This is a genomic window from Phyllobacterium sp. CCNWLW109 (assembly GCF_037203905.1).
GTDB lineage: Bacteria > Pseudomonadota > Alphaproteobacteria > Rhizobiales > Rhizobiaceae > Phyllobacterium > Phyllobacterium ifriqiyense.
In genome coordinates this window covers 564,358-579,932 of sequence record NZ_JBBCBK010000003.1, presented here as the reverse complement: position 1 = coordinate 579,932, position 15,575 = coordinate 564,358, and the positions used below count along the sequence as shown (strand labels likewise).

General features: G+C 53.5%; 18 protein-coding genes. 9 read left to right on the top strand and 9 right to left on the bottom strand.

Annotated features, from left to right (window positions below; translation table 11 throughout):
- Nucleotides 1-162: 162 nt before the first annotated feature.
- Together aqpZ and V9K92_RS13350 are read left to right on the top strand one after the other, a co-directional pair.
- Nucleotides 163-849: an aquaporin Z gene (gene aqpZ / locus V9K92_RS13355; RefSeq protein WP_115054391.1), complete on the top strand. Its 687-nt coding sequence runs from the start codon at nt 163-165 to the stop codon at nt 847-849.
- Between the two features lie 141 nt (nt 850-990).
- A complete protein-coding gene (locus tag V9K92_RS13350) occupies nt 991-2,232 on the top strand; it encodes an MFS transporter (protein ID WP_337354205.1) in 1,242 nt (413 codons plus the stop codon).
- Between the two features lie 5 nt (nt 2,233-2,237).
- On the opposite strand, the gene V9K92_RS13345 is transcribed toward V9K92_RS13350, so the two are convergent.
- The 6 genes from V9K92_RS13345 to hemC form a co-directional block, all read right to left on the bottom strand.
- Nucleotides 2,238-2,975 (bottom strand): glutamine amidotransferase, encoded by a 738-nt coding sequence (locus V9K92_RS13345; RefSeq protein ID WP_115054393.1) that lies wholly within the window; start codon nt 2,973-2,975, stop codon nt 2,238-2,240.
- Between the two features lie 11 nt (nt 2,976-2,986).
- Nucleotides 2,987-3,463 carry a tellurite resistance TerB family protein gene (locus tag V9K92_RS13340; protein WP_115054394.1) on the bottom strand — a complete coding sequence of 159 codons (477 nt, stop codon included), beginning with the start codon at nt 3,461-3,463 and terminating at the stop codon, nt 2,987-2,989.
- Nucleotides 3,464-3,572: 109 nt separating this feature from the next.
- Nucleotides 3,573-5,255: a heme biosynthesis protein HemY gene (locus tag V9K92_RS13335; RefSeq protein WP_337354204.1), complete on the bottom strand. Its 1,683-nt coding sequence runs from the start codon at nt 5,253-5,255 to the stop codon at nt 3,573-3,575.
- 7 nt (nt 5,256-5,262) lie between these two features.
- Entirely contained in the window at nt 5,263-6,549 is a 1,287-nt protein-coding gene (locus tag V9K92_RS13330; RefSeq protein WP_337354203.1) for a COG4223 family protein, read from the bottom strand.
- Nucleotides 6,550-6,655: 106 nt separating this feature from the next.
- Nucleotides 6,656-7,411 (bottom strand): uroporphyrinogen-III synthase, encoded by a 756-nt coding sequence (locus tag V9K92_RS13325; RefSeq protein WP_337354202.1) that lies wholly within the window; start codon nt 7,409-7,411, stop codon nt 6,656-6,658.
- Nucleotides 7,365-8,294, bottom strand: a complete 930-nt coding sequence (gene hemC / locus V9K92_RS13320; RefSeq protein WP_337354201.1) for a hydroxymethylbilane synthase — start codon at nt 8,292-8,294, stop codon at nt 7,365-7,367. Before hemC ends, V9K92_RS13325 begins: the two co-directional genes overlap by 47 nt.
- Before the next feature lie 87 nt (nt 8,295-8,381).
- On the opposite strand from hemC, the gene tsaD reads away from it, so the two are divergent.
- From tsaD to V9K92_RS13295, 5 genes are read left to right on the top strand one after another with little or no spacing between them, the layout of a single operon-like run.
- Entirely contained in the window at nt 8,382-9,461 is a 1,080-nt protein-coding gene (tsaD, locus tag V9K92_RS13315) for a tRNA (adenosine(37)-N6)-threonylcarbamoyltransferase complex transferase subunit TsaD (protein WP_337354200.1), read from the top strand.
- Nucleotides 9,458-10,444, top strand: a complete 987-nt coding sequence (locus V9K92_RS13310; RefSeq protein WP_337354199.1) for an NAD(P)H-dependent glycerol-3-phosphate dehydrogenase — start codon at nt 9,458-9,460, stop codon at nt 10,442-10,444. Before tsaD ends, V9K92_RS13310 begins: the two co-directional genes overlap by 4 nt.
- Nucleotides 10,445-10,453: 9 nt before the next feature.
- Nucleotides 10,454-10,744: a YciI-like protein gene (locus tag V9K92_RS13305; protein WP_337354198.1), complete on the top strand. Its 291-nt coding sequence runs from the start codon at nt 10,454-10,456 to the stop codon at nt 10,742-10,744.
- 8 nt (nt 10,745-10,752) lie between these two features.
- Nucleotides 10,753-11,181 (top strand): EVE domain-containing protein, encoded by a 429-nt coding sequence (locus V9K92_RS13300; RefSeq protein ID WP_115054402.1) that lies wholly within the window; start codon nt 10,753-10,755, stop codon nt 11,179-11,181.
- Nucleotides 11,178-11,852 (top strand): class I SAM-dependent methyltransferase, encoded by a 675-nt coding sequence (locus tag V9K92_RS13295; RefSeq protein ID WP_337354197.1) that lies wholly within the window; start codon nt 11,178-11,180, stop codon nt 11,850-11,852. The genes V9K92_RS13300 and V9K92_RS13295 overlap by 4 nt, the downstream gene beginning before the upstream one ends.
- Here the strand turns inward: V9K92_RS13295 and V9K92_RS13290 are convergent.
- Nucleotides 11,849-12,382, bottom strand: a complete 534-nt coding sequence (locus V9K92_RS13290; protein ID WP_337354196.1) for a L,D-transpeptidase family protein — start codon at nt 12,380-12,382, stop codon at nt 11,849-11,851. The two genes, V9K92_RS13295 and V9K92_RS13290, sit on opposite strands and share 4 nt — an antisense overlap.
- Nucleotides 12,383-12,511: 129 nt before the next feature.
- Between V9K92_RS13290 and V9K92_RS13285 the strand changes: the two genes are divergently transcribed.
- Both V9K92_RS13285 and V9K92_RS13280 read left to right on the top strand, forming a co-directional pair.
- A complete protein-coding gene (locus V9K92_RS13285) occupies nt 12,512-13,195 on the top strand; it encodes a response regulator transcription factor (protein ID WP_008122166.1) in 684 nt (227 codons plus the stop codon).
- 38 nt (nt 13,196-13,233) lie between these two features.
- A complete protein-coding gene (locus V9K92_RS13280) occupies nt 13,234-13,692 on the top strand; it encodes a cyclic nucleotide-binding domain-containing protein (RefSeq protein ID WP_115054405.1) in 459 nt (152 codons plus the stop codon).
- A 130-nt stretch (nt 13,693-13,822) separates the two neighbouring features.
- Here V9K92_RS13280 and V9K92_RS13275 read toward each other — a convergent pair whose 3' ends face one another.
- Both V9K92_RS13275 and V9K92_RS13270 read right to left on the bottom strand, forming a co-directional pair.
- Nucleotides 13,823-14,629 (bottom strand): exodeoxyribonuclease III, encoded by an 807-nt coding sequence (locus V9K92_RS13275; RefSeq protein ID WP_115054406.1) that lies wholly within the window; start codon nt 14,627-14,629, stop codon nt 13,823-13,825.
- 98 nt (nt 14,630-14,727) lie between these two features.
- On the bottom strand, nt 14,728-15,375 hold the full coding sequence (locus V9K92_RS13270; protein WP_443094464.1) for an outer membrane lipoprotein carrier protein LolA: 648 nt from the start codon (nt 15,373-15,375) through the stop codon (nt 14,728-14,730).
- Between the last annotated feature and the right edge of the window lie 200 nt (nt 15,376-15,575).

Below are 15,575 nucleotides of genomic sequence, written 5' to 3'. Positions count from 1 at the left end.
GGTCGCTCATAGTATTTCCATGTCGTGTACTGTCTTAGAAAGACTAGAGCCGGTCCATTTACCAAGGTAACCCACTAGATATTGTTGAACCAAAAAAACAGGAATAAATATAGAGCGTGTGATTCGGGCCAATCCGGCCCTTTTTCATCTAGGGGGTTTACCATGCTAAATAGACTATCAGCGGAATTCTTCGGTACATTCTGGCTAGTTCTTGGTGGTTGTGGCAGTGCTGTTCTGGCAGCCGGGCTACCTGACGTTGGTATCGGCTATCTAGGCGTTGCATTGGCCTTTGGTCTTACCGTTCTCACCATGGCCTATGCGGTCGGCGGTATCTCAGGGGGGCATTTCAATCCGGCAGTATCGCTTGGACTGGCTATAGCCGGTCGCTTCGACGTTAAACAGCTGATCCCATACTGGATAGCACAGGTAATTGGAGCAATCGCTGCGGCAGCAGTGCTCTATCTTGTTGCATCAGGGAAGGCCGGATTTGCCGCTGGGGGCTTTGCATCAAATGGATATGATACGCTCTCACCGGGCGGCTATGGACTAACAGCAGTGCTTGTGGCCGAAGTCGTGCTGACGGCATTCTTTCTGATCATTATCCTGGGGGCAACTTCTGCTTCCGTTCCAGCAGGCTTCGCGCCAATTCCTATTGGCCTTGGTCTGACGTTGATCCATCTGGTTTCCATCCCTGTCAGCAACACTTCAGTCAATCCGGCCCGCTCCACGGGCGTGGCCCTGTTTGCCGAAACTGCGGCCCTCGGTCAGCTTTGGCTCTTCTGGGTAGCCCCACTCATTGGCGCTGCCATTGGTGCAGTTATTTGGAAATCTTTGCTCGGCAAAGACTAACAACCTGCCGGAGCGAGCCGCGTAAAACCTGCTCGCTCCCACTTACTTTCACTCTGCAATATAAAGTGCCGCTTTTTTCTCTACTTCCGCAGTAAATTGTTCTAGAAGAAATTTCCATCTCCCGGAGTTTTCCTCACCGAAATGACCATTCCTGCAACGGATGCGGTTCACGATCGTTACGCCGCCTTTCGCCACTCCTCCTTCACACTTTACTGGCTTTCACGATTTTTTGGCTCATTTGCCATTCAGATCATCAGTGTGTCGGTTGGCTGGCAGATATATGATCTAACACGCGATCCCTTTCATCTTGGCATGGTGGGGCTCGTGCAGTTCGCACCAGCGCTCTTGCTGGTTCTGGTTACCGGCGCTGCATCGGACCGTTTCGGACGCCGCCTCATCATGGGATTGTCGATCGGCGTCGAGTTGATCTGCGCTGCGCTGTTGCTTTTGCTTACCGTGACACACAGCTTCAGCCCTGTGCATGTTTTCCTCGTGCTGGCTGGTTTCGGCGTCGGGCGGGCATTTCTCGGCCCTGCCTCTTCGTCACTTGTCGTCAATCTCGTGCCTGCAGAGATATTCTCGAACGCCGTTTCATGGAACTCCTCGGCTTGGCAAATCGCTACGCTGGTTGGTCCCGTCGCCGGAGGGTTGCTCTACGGTATATCGCCTGTGGCAGCATATGGCGTCGCCTGCATCATGTTGCTCATTTCCGTCCTCGCCATATTCTCCATTCCTAAACCCACGCAACATACGTTGAATGAGAAAAAATCTCTTCAAACCCTGCTGGCAGGCTTCCACTACATCTGGAAAGAGAAAGTCGTCCTTGGTGCCATTTCACTCGATCTTTTTGCAGTTTTGCTCGGTGGTGCTGTAGCGCTATTGCCCGTCTATGCGCGCGATATTCTGGAGCTCGGACCATGGGGGCTGGGCATGCTGCGTGCGGCACCCGGTATCGGCGCAATCCTGACCGCTGTCTGGTTGACAGGCCATCCCATCCGCGATCATGCCGGACTTATCATGTTTGTCTTCGTAGCCCTGTTTGGCTTGCTCACCATCATGTTTGGCGTGTCAAACCTTGCCTGGCTTTCCATAGTGGTTCTCGCATTGATGGGCGCGGCAGATATGGTCAGCGTTTACATTCGCGAAACGCTGCTTCAACTCTGGACACCGGATAATGTGCGTGGCCGCGTTAATGCCGTGAATATGATGTTTGTCGGCGCTTCAAATGAATTGGGAGAATTCCGCGCAGGGATCATGGCCTCTATGATTGGAACAATTCCAGCCGTGGTGTTTGGTGGAATTGGAACTGTTGCCGTTGCCGGATTGTGGGCTTGGTGGTTTCCGCAGCTTCGCAAGGCTCGTAATTTGCAGGGCAGGACCTGAAGCTTTTAGGCAGCAACCGGAGCGCCGAAAACAATACCTAAAAAGCGTTGTAGCCAAGCTTTTAGAACAGCGTCATGGATCATCCGGCCTTCCAGATGATCCCGGCCCTGCTGGGCGCCGCAAAGCGAAAACCGTTCCGACCCGCGAACCACCCAGCGCTGCATCATGGCGCGCGTCAACTCCGCATGGAACTGCACGCCCCAGGCATTCTTGCCGTAGCGGAAAGCCTGATTGGCATAGGTGTTGCCCGTAGCCAGCAAAGTGGCTGATTTTGGCAGTTCAAAGCCTTCACGATGAAAGTGATAGACCATGGATGGCCAGTCCATAAGGGTCCTGCCAGCCTCTGTCGGTTCCAAAGGGTACCAGCCTATTTCGACCAGCCCGTCGGGATGAGGGGAAACTTTTCCACCGAGGTGATTGGACAGCATTTGGGCCCCAAGGCAGATACCAAGAAATGGCTTTTCCTCAGCCAACGGTACCGACAGCCAATCTGTTTCCCGCCTTATATATTCTTCTGGATCGTTGGCGCTCATTGGCCCGCCAAAAATAACAGCGCCGGCGTGATTTTCCAAAGTATCCGGCAATGGATCGCCAAGCGGCGGGCGCCGGATATCCAACACAAACCCGGCTTCCAGCAGCAGCTGTCCGACGCGTCCAGTGCTAGATCTTTCCTGATGCAGAACTGCGAGGATTTTTGGGCGCTGTGTATGACCCGCCGCTTCCATCCATTCTGTCTGGAACATCCGCTTTTGTCCTATTCTTCGGGCACATCCCGTTCGGCTCGAACTGCAGCACGTTGCTTCATGGTAACCCGGTCTCGGGTGGATACGCCGATCAGTTCGGCAACCCGCCAGACAACATTGTCCTCAAGTTCATGGGCAACCCCATCTGCAAAAACAACTTCCCACATCAACTCAATGAATTTGATCCGGGCATCCTCGTCAAGATTGCGCTTTATGATGCTGGTAAAGCTGTAAAGATCAACTGCCTCTTGATCGGCCTGCTCACCCTCATTCAAAAGGCGCTTCAGTGCCTCGCCCTTCAGCCCATAAGCATTGGATATGAGTTGTGAGACGCGCTTGCGTTCTTCTTTGCTGCTTGAACCGTCTGCATCCATGACATGAAAAAGGAGGGCAGCGGCCGCAAGACGGGGATCAGATTTTGAAAAATGCTCGGCGCCACTTTCACCGGACGGTAAGGTTTTAAAAAAAGTAACAAGGCGATCAAGCATTTATGGGAGTCTTTCCGCTTTGGTATCACTTTTCAATTGATAGCCCGAGTCGTCCTATCCCGCTACTGTGCATCTTGCCGCAAACAAGACCCGATGGCTTTTACCACCATCAGAACAACTTGAATTTCTTGTTCGATTGCGATGATTTATACTCCGGTTTCACACCTGGATCATCCGGTACCGGTCCAACAAATGGCTCGCTAGTAGATTCCTCTGGCTTCTCCGGCAGCCGTGGCAGAACCGATGCAATTCTCTGGGGCGAATCCGAATTCGCCGAAGATTTGTCCAACGAAGCCTTTGCAGTTTGTTGTGTTGGCGACTCAAACGGCACAATTTCCGCATCCACCACGTCCTGATCCTCAGAAAGCTCCACCGGCTGCGATTTTGTGTCCTGTTTGCGTGGGGGTAAAATCGGTTTTGCCTCTATTGTAGGCTGCTCCGGTCTTGACGGCTCCGTCGCCAACGCTTTGTCAAAATCATCGCCCGCATCGATCACAGGACCAATTTGTTCTACCGGGACTTTCCACACAAACGCGTCCAGCTTTCCCGTTACCGGGGAGGCTGGCGCCCAGCGATCGGAGACGTAGCCATCGGCGGTCCATGCGGGATCGCGTGGCGCTTTTACCGCGCGGGACAGCCATTGCCGGACACGGCCTTGATCGCCGGTCTGCGCTTCCTCAATATCCGCAAGCAGCAAATAGGCACTTTCACGAGGCGTACTGCGCAGAACTGCTTCGGCGGCTTCACGCGCTTCCTTGAGTTCGCCAGCGGCAAGAGCAGCGTGAGCAATTGCCAAATTGGATTCTGCATGATGCGGATAGAGCCCGGCTAAGTGGCGCGCGCGCTTTAAGCGATCAATAGGTGAATCCCCAACCCTGGCATGAACATAGGTATCTGCAACGCCGGGATGCGGCTCCCGCTTCCAGGTATACTCAAGAATTTTCGAACCCTTGCGCAAATCGCCTTGAGCAAACAGCGCCTTGGCCGCAACGATTGCCGCCGGAACAAGATCCGGAGCCAGCTTGTTTGCTTCTATGGCCAGTGGCTTCGCATTCGTCGGATCACTCTCATATGTCTCGATTGCTTTTGCGGTAAGGATGACGGCGCGCTCACGCTTGGCCTTTTCCTTGTCGATCTGCTTGGTCGCTTTCTGCTTGTCGAGCAGCAACAGAGCACCATCCCAATCGCCATGGGTGGTTTTTTGACCAAGTGCTGCGGTAGCCGCCCACTCGACATTGGGAGCCAGCAAGGCAGCCTCTTCGGCATAATGGCGGGACGCATCACGTGCACCCAATCTTTGTGCTTCCAGATAAAGCCCTCGCAAACCGAGCAACTTCGTCTCAGGATCATCCAACATGGCTTCAAACTTGGCTCGCGCATCATCAGTGCGGCCTTCAAGCATTGCAGCTTGCGCATCCAGCAGTTTGATCAATGGCTCCTGATCGACATTGAGAAGCTTTTCAGCCTGCTTGATCATCAAACGTGCTGTTTGCCCATCACCTGCACCAGCGGCAATGAGGCCTGTGGAAAGTGATTGATAACCACGGTCGCGTTTGCGCGCACGGAAATGCCGCCGCAAGGCGTAGGGCGAGGTGACGATGCTTTTCACCAGCCACCAGCTCAGCATGACGCCGGCAACAATAGCAACAATGCTCGTTGCTGCCACCATAAGACTGACTTTATATTGCATGCCAGCGAAGGTCAGAACCAGATCGCCGGGTCGATCTGCCAGCCAGGCAAAGCCGACACCCAGCAACAACACGACAATGAAGAAGAACAGAATGCGCATCATGATCTTCTTACTCCTGACCGGTCGAGGTCTTGATGCCGCTCAGGGCATCGGACAGGGCTTTTGACACCACTGCGCTTGCATTCTGCCGTGCCTTCATAGCACTGCCAAAATCTGCAGACGCCGTTTTAGCTGCATCTGGGAGTTTTTCCCACTCAGCAATCGCAGCGCTCAGATCACCGGCATTTAAATGAGCTTCTATACGCGCCGATATCGCGTCGGCGCCCTCGCCTTCAACCATACCGACTGGTCGCGCCTCGACCAAACCAGATGCACTCGCCCAGAGACGATCCAGAATTCCGGCATTGGGGTCGACAGTGCGAGTGCTTGATATAATCCTGGCGGCGACATCGCCAAATTCGCTTGCCAGCGCATTGACGGTGGGTATGCCTTTAGTTTCTGCTGGCCGCAACGATTCAACCTCTCCTGCCGCCGGAGCAACAGCCAGATAGGTATCAAGCTCGGCTTTGTAAGGCTCGCCTCGATCAACGGCAGCCTTTAATCCCGTTGCGGCCATTGCGAGCGCCATATTGGCTTGTCCGGACGTGTCATTGACCTTCGCTTCGAGCGCGTCAAGCCTTGTTGTTGCGCCCGCAGCCGCACCATCAGCCTGAACAGCCTGCTGCTTGTTGTCACTGATTTCCTTTTCCAGAGTCGCGATGCGTGCATCGATAGCGCTGGTGTCGACAGCAGCACCCGTAGGCGAAGCACCGTTTTGGATCTCAGTAAGGCTCTGTTTTACCGAACTCAACTCTGCCGCTAGCCCAGCAACCTGCTCGGCCGCCTGCTTGGCGCTCGCCAAAGCCTCATTCAGCGCCGTTTGACTGGCTTCATCAAGAGGTTTTGCCGGCGCATCCCGCAACTGCGCGATCTGCTGTTCTAAAGCGGAAACGTCTGTCTTGGGTGAGGGAAATATACCAGCCCATTGAAACGCAGCAGCACCGGCAAGAACAACGACACCGCCAATGAGACCTGAAACGAGTCGCCCCAATGAGTCAGTCGACTTTTGGGGAGGGGCGGCGCTGACGGAACTCATCCTTGGCGGATTTTTGTCCGGCGCCGGATCAGCGCGACCGAAATTTGGCACTGAGGATGGCGGCTCTGCACTTACCTTTCGTTCGACCGTTTCAACTGCCGCTGCTGCAGTTGCTTTAGCCGCTGGATCGAAGCCTACGGGTTCCGGCTCCGGCACATTTTTTGGGGATACGGCGGACTTTTGTATCGAAGAGGGCTCCAGTTCGATCGTCATCGATTTGCGGGTCGTTTTGGAATGACGCGGAACAGTAGATTTGGCCATGGAAACTCTCTTCAGGAACAGATGCTTCGATTGAACTCTAAAGCTAGCAAGGAAGTTCCTCATATGAAACCACCCGTCGTACAAGCTTGGCTGCTAACAGGCGGGATCAAGCATGCAGCAATTCAAATAATCCTGCTTCATCTTGCACTCTGGCAACGTGGACATGGCGGAAACCCTGGTCTGAAACGATGTGCGCTATATTGTCAGACAGACATAAAAACTGTGCATTTTCAAATAGATGATGAGCATTCGCTTTACCAATCTCGGCGAGAAGCGCCAAAGCACCCCTTTTCGAATAGAGTAGACAAATATCGACGGGCGATGACTCGAAAAGCTGCGCCAAATAATCGGCCTCATAATGGTTCAAAATCGTGTCATAGACAGGAATTGCTATCACCCTTCGACCGGACTGCCCCAGAATATCTTCAAACTGAGGCGCCCTGACTCGCCCGGTAAGGTAAAGTATCCGTGCGTTTTCAGACGTTGAATTATTAATCTGTGCAGCCAGTGATAGCCCATCCGCGTTTCCCGAAAGAACCTGTTTGAAACCTTTTGCACGAGCTATTTGCGCGGTGGAGCTACCAACCGCAAAACAGGGAAGGTCATAAAGCGTAGCAAGAAATTCTTCTGGCACATGCCGCAACGCGTTCGCACTGGTAAATGCAACGGCATCATAGTGCCCGGACACTTGTGGTATTGGCAGAGGTTTGATTGCACTAAGCGGTAAAACCAGAGGCTGGAAGCCCAAATCGGCCAGTCGTTGGGCTGTTCTGGTTGCTCCGGGTTCGGGCCGCGTAACCAAAACAGATTTCATATCAGAGCCAATCCGTAAAGAAATGAGCACCCGCCATTTCCCGAACACGCAGCGCCGCATCGCGTCCGATCTGTGCGGCATCGGCAACAGATCCCTCACCGGTAACCTCATGAACCTCGCTACCGTCAGGCAGCAAGATCATTCCATGGAAATGCAATGCCTCACCCGAGATTGTCGCAAGCCCTGCGAGCGGGGTCCGGCAGGAACCATCCAAAGTGCCAAGGAACGCACGCTCGCAAGCCAGGGCAGTCGAAGTTGGCAGATGATTGATCGGAGCGAGCAGGTTGTCGATCCGGTCATCGCCAATACGGCTTTCGACCGTGATTGCACCTTGTCCCGGTGCTGGGGGAAAAGCCCTGGAATCCATCAACTCCGTTACGACATGGCCAAGATCAAGGCGCTTTAAGCCTGCATAGGCCAGAAATGTTGCGTCAACTTCTCCATCGGCAAGCTTGCGCAGGCGCGTTTGCACATTGCCGCGAAAATTGACAAGTTTCAGATCTGGCCGAAGGCGCTTGATCAATGCCTGACGCCGAAGTGATGCAGAGCCCACAATTGCGCCCAAGGGCAAGTCGGCCAGCGATTTAACGTTCCGTCCGATGAAAGCATCCCGGGGATCTTCACGCTCAAGAAACACCGACAGATGCAGCCCTTCGGGCAGGAATGTCGGCATGTCCTTCGATGAATGAACAGCAAAATCAATACGCCCATCGGCAAGCTGTTCTTCAATCTCCAACGTGAAAAGACCTTTGCCGCCAACTTCCGACAGGGGCCTGTCCTGAATCCGGTCGCCACTTGTCGAGATAACGACGATCTCTATATCGGACTCGTTCAAACCATGAGCTTTGACCAACCGGTCGCGTGTCTCATGGGCTTGCACAAGCGCAAGAGCACTCCCACGTGTACCGATCTTGAGCGTTTTTGTTTGCATTGGCCGCAGTCCGTGTTACGCGAGTTCCATGTTCATGGCCTCTACTAACGGGCTTTTATTCGACGGGCAATGCGACGAAGGATATCGATGCGGGTTCTGGGTATTGAAACAAGCTGCGATGAGACGGCGGCAGCCATTGTCGAGCGTGATGAGCTTGGCCATGGCACCATTCTTTCAAACGTCGTCTTAAGCCAAATCGAAGAGCACGCGCCCTATGGCGGTGTCGTGCCGGAAATTGCCGCGCGTGCTCACGTTGAAGTGCTCGACCGGCTTATCGGACAAGCACTGCACGAAGCGCATTTGACGCTCAACGATGTTGACGCCATAGCCGCAACTGCGGGACCAGGGCTTGTTGGCGGACTGATTGTCGGACTGATGACCGGCAAGGCAATAGCCTTGGCAAGCCAAAAACCATTTTACGCAATCAATCATCTTGAAGGTCATGCACTGACACCTCGCCTGACCGATAACATTGAATTTCCCTATCTCTTGCTCCTCGTTTCCGGCGGCCATACGCAAATGGTTCTGGTCAAGGGACTGGGAGACTATGAGCGACTTGGCACGACCATTGACGATGCGCTTGGTGAAGCATTCGACAAAACCGCCAAAATGCTCGGGCTCGCCTATCCGGGCGGACCTGAGGTTGAAAAGGCGGCAACGCTCGGCGATTCGACGCGTTTCTCCCTCCCGCGCCCGTTGAAGGGTGAAGAACGCCTGGATTTTTCTTTCTCTGGCCTCAAAACTGCCGTGCGACAACTGGCCACCAGTCTGGAACCGCTATCTCAAACGGATGTCAATGATATTTGCGCAGCTTTCCAGACCGCCGTGTCCGATACGCTGGACGACCGCGTTGCACGTTCTCTTATGCGGTTTCGCGAAACATTTCCTGCTGTAGATCATCCTGTTTTGGTCGTTGCCGGAGGTGTTGCCGCCAATAAGGTTCTGCGTAGCGTGCTCCAGCAGCTTTGCAACAAGAATGGCTTTCGTTTCATTGCTCCTCCAATGGCTCTATGTACAGATAACGCGGCCATGATTGCATGGGCGGGTGCCGAACGGGCAAACCAGACACCTCCCGATTCCCTCAATATTGCGCCGCGCTCACGCTGGCCATTGGATATGTATTCCGCACCCCTGATCGGCGCCGGCCGTCGTGGAGCAAAGGCATGAATGAGCGGCCACCAATCGCCGTATTGGGCGGAGGCGCCTATGGTACGGCGCTTGGAACAATGGCTGCATCCAATGGCAGCTCAGTGGTGCTTTACGCCCGTGATTCCACCACAGTCGCAGCAATAAATAACACGCATCGCAATGATGCCCATTTGCCGAACATCTCCCTCCACCCATTACTGACAGCCAGCAGCAATGCCCGGACCGCTCTGACACATGGACAGTATATTCTGTGCGCTGTTCCGGCGCAGGCACTTTCGACGGCTTTAAACGAGCTTAAAGATCACATTCCCGCGTCGACACCGCTGATCATCTGCGCCAAGGGAATTGACCGATCCACCGGACTTCTCATGTCGCAGGTGACAGATCAAATATTTCCCGGTCATCCGCTTGGCATACTTTCGGGGCCAAGCTTTGCAAGTGACGTTGCAAAAGGGTTGCCTACCGCAGTAACCGTCGCGTCCCGTAATCAAGCGCTGGCTGACAGCATTGCCGTCGCTCTCTCAGGCACAACGTTCCGTTGTTACTCGACAGATGATGTAACCGGCGTTGAGATCGGCGGAGCACTGAAGAACGTGCTCGCTATCGCCGCCGGTGCCGCTATAGGCAGGGGATATGGTGCCAGCGCACAGGCGGCGCTTGTGACGCGCGGTTTCGTTGAACTGCGCCGGATCGGGCATGCCTTGGGGGCAAGATCCGAGACTATCATGGGCCTCTCCGGGCTTGGCGATCTCATGCTGACTTGCTCGACACCGCAATCGCGCAATTACTCTTACGGTCTTGCATTGGGCAAAGGCGAAGACTTGACGGGGCGTCCGCTGGCAGAAGGCGTCGCAACAGCCTCCATTGCAGTTGAACTCGCCGCGCGCCATGCTATCGATGTCCCGATCATTTCAGCCGTGGCAAGAATATTGGCTGCGGACATTACGGTAGATGAGGCCATGGAAGCGCTGCTTTCAAGACCGCTCAAAAATGAGGACTAGGAGAATAGGATGCTTTTTGCGTTTTTATGCAACGACAAGCCCGATAGCCTGCAATTGCGCCTTGATACGCGGACCGCGCATCTTGATTATCTGAATGGCCTTGGTGATCAGCTAAAATTCGCCGGCCCTTTTTTGGGCGATGACGCAAAGCCAAATGGCAGTCTGGTCGTCGTAGATTCTGTCGATCTGGAGGCAGCAAAGCAGATGGCTGCCAATGACCCCTATGCAAAGGCAGGACTTTTCGCCTCTGTCGATATCCGCCCTTGGAATTGGGCAATCAAGAATCCGGACAACAAATAGGTTTCAACATGGCATATTGGCTGTACAAATCAGAACCCGACGCATGGTCGTGGGAAAAGCAGAAGGCTGCAGGTGCTAAGGGCACAGAATGGACCGGCGTGCGCAACTATCTCGCCCGCAATAATATGCGCGCCATGAAGATTGGCGATAAAGGCTTCTTCTATCACTCCAATGAGGGTCTCGAAGTCGTCGGTATCGTCGAAGTTTGCGCACTCAGCCATCCGGATTCGACAACTGATGATCCGCGCTGGGATTGCGTTGATATCCGCGCGGTTCAAGATATGCCAAAGCCGGTGACTCTTAAGGACGTCAAAGCCAATCCAAAGCTTGAGAAAATGGCACTTGTCACCTCGATGCGGCTTTCCGTGCAACCGGTTACCGAGGACGAGTGGGAAGAAGTTTGCCGGATGGGTGGTCTCGTTCCAGCCCCCAAATGATCACTGAGACTGCGCTAGATCCAACCAGTGAACGCTACCGCCAATTCATACTGGCAAATACGTCAATACAATCACCGCCCCACGTTCCGGAGATAAAGCTTCATCTTGCCGATGAAGCTCATGATCTATGGCAACGCACGGAAGACGAACTCGCAACGATCGGGCTTCCGCCACCATTTTGGGCCTTTGCATGGGCGGGCGGGCAAGGTGTCGCCCGCTATGTAATTGATAACCCGCAAATGGTCAGTGGCCGCTCGGTTATTGATTTCGCTTCAGGCTCAGGTTTGGTTGGTATCGCCGCTGCGATGGCCAATGCGAAACATGTTCTTTGCTGCGATATAGATCCTTTTACTCAACCCGCAATCTTCCTCAACGCCGCTGCCAATGATGTGGTGATGGACGTGCAGATAGCTGATCTCATCGGCACAGATGCGGGTTGGGATGTCGTGCTGGCAGGCGATGTCTTCTATGACAAACCTTTGGCAGACCTGCTTCTTCCCTGGTTTGCCAAACTTGCTTCACGCGGCGCCGAGGTAATCGTCGGCGATCCGGGGCGGTCTTATTTCCCCAAGGGTTCTCTTCAGCCATTGGCTGTTTATTCGGTTCCGGTGACGCGCGTTCTTGAAGATGCTGAAATCAAGAAAACCACGGTCTGGCGTTTTCCAACCTAACGCAGCACACGAATGATTGTTTTATCCGACAGAAGCGGCAAAAGTCGGTTCATATCTGCGCGGCTCAAAGCAATACAGCCCTCAGTTGGTGTATAGCCCGGCCGCGCCAGATGGAAGAATATCGCACTGCCCCCGGTCCTTCTGCGTGGCCGGATATTCCAGTCAAGAACAATACAGACATCGTACAGATCGTCCTTGCGCCACATGGTTTCGTGGCTCGCATTATAGGGTACCTGAACTTGCCTATTATAGTTGCGGTCACTGCTGACCTCGCACCACCCATCGTTTATTTTCAATGGGTTAAGCCGCAATAGCGCCGTAGCCCTCACCTGTTTATCCGGTCTTTTAAACCCATAAAGAAGCCGCATGGATGCCAAGGGAGTTCCACCATCGCCCTCACGTTTCCTCGATGTAATACCGCCCTTGCCAAGTGCGCAACGCAAGACGATCGGGCCAGCAATCAGCTGGCCTTGGCTTTTGTGGCCGGGGCGCGGGCGGACATCGATATACTTCAAAGTGGTTAGTGGCATGCTTGCCTCATAAAAAGCATTTTTATGTCAGACTGATGCGCCGCATAAGCAATATCAAGTCGATGCTCTTTCTTTCCTGTAGAATTCGACTTAAATTCCAACGACTTCTTTCCATCCGCGGGAGATCCCATGACAGCACGTACCATTCTAATCGTCGACGATGATGCAGACCTGCGGGCCATTCTGGTTGAGCAACTGAGCCTTTATGAAGAGTTTCAGATTGTTCAGGAAGACAATGCGACTAAAGGCATACAGGCTGCGCGTAACGGCGTTGTTGACCTTTTGATCATGGATGTCGGCTTGCCGGATATGGATGGGCGTGAAGCCATCAAGCTTTTGCGAAAGGGCGGTTTCAAGGCTCCGGTGATAATGCTGACCGGCCATGATACTGATTCTGATACGATTCTTGGCCTGGAATCCGGCGCCAATGATTATGTCACCAAGCCATTCCGCTTCGCTGTACTGCTGGCGCGCATTCGCGCGCAGTTGCGCCAGCATGAGCAGAGCGAAGACGCTACCTTCGTTGTTGGCCCCTATACGTTCAAGCCCGGCCAGAAAATGCTGATCGATGCAAAGGGCGGCAAAATCCGGCTGACTGAAAAAGAAGTCGCAATTATCAAATATTTGTATCGCGCCGGTGGCAAGGTCATCACACGCGATATTCTTCTGGAGGAAGTCTGGGGATACAACTCTGGGGTGACTACGCACACGTTGGAGACGCATGTTTACAGACTACGGCAGAAAATCGAGCAGGATCCATCGAATTCAACCATACTCGTCACGGAAAGCGGGGGATACAAGCTCATTCCTTGATGCCGATCGGGTCAATCTAGGTATATGTCTGTAATTGCATGGCAATTGAAGATGATATTCGCATTCTGGAGACAGTGGGGCTGTTCGGCACGTTTACGCGCGACCAGTTGCGTCTGCTCGCCTTCGGAACAGAGCGGCTTGTCCTGCGGGAAGGCCGCGAGCTTTACCGCGAGGGTCAGTCGGCTGATTGCGCCTATGTCATTGATCGCGGTACGATTTCCTTGTTCCGCGAAGGTCCTTCCGGTCGCGTCGCTCTGAAAACCGTGGGGCCAGGAGCGGTTCTTGGCGAAATGGCAATCATTGCCCAGACCAAGCGCCTCACCAGCGCAATGGCAGACACTGAAACCGAGGTCATCCGTCTCAACCGCTCATTGTTCCGGCGTATCCTTGAAGAATATCCGGAAATTGCCGCTGCGCTGCACGACCAGATTTCCTCAGATCTGACCGAAATGATCGCCGAAATTTCCAAGTATGAAAAGCTGTTTGGCGAGAGCTAACTCGCCTCTACACAACTGTTTTTCTCGCTACGATTGAAAATCTTCAGCAAGAATCGACCTTTTCTCGGCAAAAATCGCCGCATCTTGTGGAATTGAATGTCAGGTCGCGGAAATCCTGCTCAAAATCGGATTAATCCAGATCAAACCGCGCGATAACCGGAACGTGGTCGGAGGGTCGTTCCCACCCACGTGCTTCGCGCAGGATTGTGATGTCTCTCAGATCGGCCTCAAGGTCGGGCGATCCCCAAATATGATCCAGTCTCCGGCCACGATCCGCAGCCGCCCAATCGGCGGCCCTATAGCTCCACCATGTATAAATTTTCTCGGAGGGTGGAATATGATGGCGCATCAGATCGCTCCAGCCGCCATTTTTGCGCAAGGCTTCCAGACCTTCCGTTTCGATGGGCGTGTGGCTTACAACCTTCAACAACTGTTTATGCGACCAGACGTCGGTTTCAAGCGGTGCGATGTTGAGATCGCCCACCAGCAATGAGGCATGGCCATCCCCATAGACCGCATTCATCGCTTTCATCTCGTCAAGGAACCCGAGCTTGTGCTTGAACTTGGGATTGATCTCCGGATCGGGTTCATCTCCGCCTGCCGGAACATAGAAATTATGGATACGCATCCGCTTTGAACCCGCGGTGACAACTGTGCTCAAATGACGGCAATCGGGGATATTGCAAAAACCAACACGTGCCGGTTCTGTCAAAGGACGGCGGGAGAGCGTTGCTACCCCGTGATACCCTTTCTGGCCGCTGATTTCGATATGTTCATAACCGGCCATGTGGAAAGCTTCCCTCGGAAACAAATCGTCGGGGCATTTGGTTTCCTGCAGGCACAGCACGTCAGGCTGATAATCGCGCAGAAATTGCAGAACGAGCGGCAAGCGCAAGCGCACCGAATTGATGTTCCAGGTAGCAACGGAAAAAGGCATGGAAAATTAGTCTCGCGGGTGGTGAATGAGCAGCAAGACTAAAACAAGTTACGGATGATTGGAACCGGATATCGCCAGCTTGAACGACTGTTCAAGCCTTATTTGTTCTTCATCGCAATGCGGGTGTAGTCAATTGTAAACATATCCTTGGCGAAGCGAACACCGGTACGGACATTGGTGATCATCACTGTCGTATCGAGACCCTGCGCATCGGTGATAGTCCATTGACGCAGTTCGAAAGTCTTCGGATCAAACATCATCGTTATGGTCGAATTACCGAAGATTGATTTGTCGCCAAGAACGATCGTTGTCATATCGGGCTCTTCCTTGACCGATTTGACCGTATTGCCGGTCAAATTAATCTGATCGCTCAGAAGCAGCTTTAATGGCGTCTTCGACAGCGGGACCAAATCCCATGTGTCGAGCTTGCGATTATTGATCACAACGGATTCACCATCCGAAATGACACGAATCGGTGATGGCTTGTTGTAGTTGAAACGTATCTTTCCCGGACGTTCTATATAAAACGTTCCCTCGGTCTGCTCCCCGCGCGGGCCAAACTGGACAAAGTCACCTGTCAGGGTTTTAACGCTCGAAAACTGATTGGCAATTTGCTGGGCTGCACCCGGCACCGCATTCTGAGCAAGAGCCGGTGCAGCAAGGAGTCCCACGCCAAGTATCGAAGCAGTTACAACGCGCCGTGCGAGCGGGCCTGCAACGCGAAACAATGCTGTGATGGTTTTCATGGGTTTAGGGTCTCCTGTCATCTTGCCTTAAGCAATACTCGATCAGTTTGGCTTGAGTATGGCTAAGAAACGGCGGGTTGCGGCACCCGGTTCCATATTTCCGTCACGTAACACCGGACTGCCACAGGAACTGGAAGGACTCAGTTCCATAACGCATGATGTGCCGTTACGTTATGTTTGAATTTTTAAGCAGTCTCAGC

Bases quoted from the DNA above. Each gene is read 5' to 3' on its own strand.
- V9K92_RS13275 (WP_115054406.1), bottom strand. From the start codon at position 14,629: ATGCCTTTTTCCGTTGCTACCTGGAACATCAATTCGGTGCGCTTGCGC.
- V9K92_RS13280 (WP_115054405.1), top strand. From the start codon at position 13,234: ATGGCAATTGAAGATGATATTCGCATTCTGGAGACAGTGGGGCTGTTC.
- tsaD (WP_337354200.1), top strand. From the start codon at position 8,382: ATGCGGGTTCTGGGTATTGAAACAAGCTGCGATGAGACGGCGGCAGCC.
- V9K92_RS13300 (WP_115054402.1), top strand. From the start codon at position 10,753: ATGGCATATTGGCTGTACAAATCAGAACCCGACGCATGGTCGTGGGAA.
- V9K92_RS13350 (WP_337354205.1), top strand. From the start codon at position 991: ATGACCATTCCTGCAACGGATGCGGTTCACGATCGTTACGCCGCCTTT.
- V9K92_RS13310 (WP_337354199.1), top strand. From the start codon at position 9,458: ATGAATGAGCGGCCACCAATCGCCGTATTGGGCGGAGGCGCCTATGGT.
- aqpZ (WP_115054391.1), top strand. From the start codon at position 163: ATGCTAAATAGACTATCAGCGGAATTCTTCGGTACATTCTGGCTAGTT.
- V9K92_RS13270 (WP_443094464.1), bottom strand. From the start codon at position 15,375: ATGAAAACCATCACAGCATTGTTTCGCGTTGCAGGCCCGCTCGCACGG.
- V9K92_RS13290 (WP_337354196.1), bottom strand. From the start codon at position 12,382: ATGCCACTAACCACTTTGAAGTATATCGATGTCCGCCCGCGCCCCGGC.
- V9K92_RS13340 (WP_115054394.1), bottom strand. From the start codon at position 3,463: ATGCTTGATCGCCTTGTTACTTTTTTTAAAACCTTACCGTCCGGTGAA.
- V9K92_RS13285 (WP_008122166.1), top strand. From the start codon at position 12,512: ATGACAGCACGTACCATTCTAATCGTCGACGATGATGCAGACCTGCGG.
- V9K92_RS13335 (WP_337354204.1), bottom strand. From the start codon at position 5,255: ATGATGCGCATTCTGTTCTTCTTCATTGTCGTGTTGTTGCTGGGTGTC.
- V9K92_RS13345 (WP_115054393.1), bottom strand. From the start codon at position 2,975: ATGTTCCAGACAGAATGGATGGAAGCGGCGGGTCATACACAGCGCCCA.
- V9K92_RS13295 (WP_337354197.1), top strand. From the start codon at position 11,178: ATGATCACTGAGACTGCGCTAGATCCAACCAGTGAACGCTACCGCCAA.
- V9K92_RS13330 (WP_337354203.1), bottom strand. From the start codon at position 6,549: ATGGCCAAATCTACTGTTCCGCGTCATTCCAAAACGACCCGCAAATCG.
- hemC (WP_337354201.1), bottom strand. From the start codon at position 8,294: ATGCAAACAAAAACGCTCAAGATCGGTACACGTGGGAGTGCTCTTGCG.
- V9K92_RS13305 (WP_337354198.1), top strand. From the start codon at position 10,454: ATGCTTTTTGCGTTTTTATGCAACGACAAGCCCGATAGCCTGCAATTG.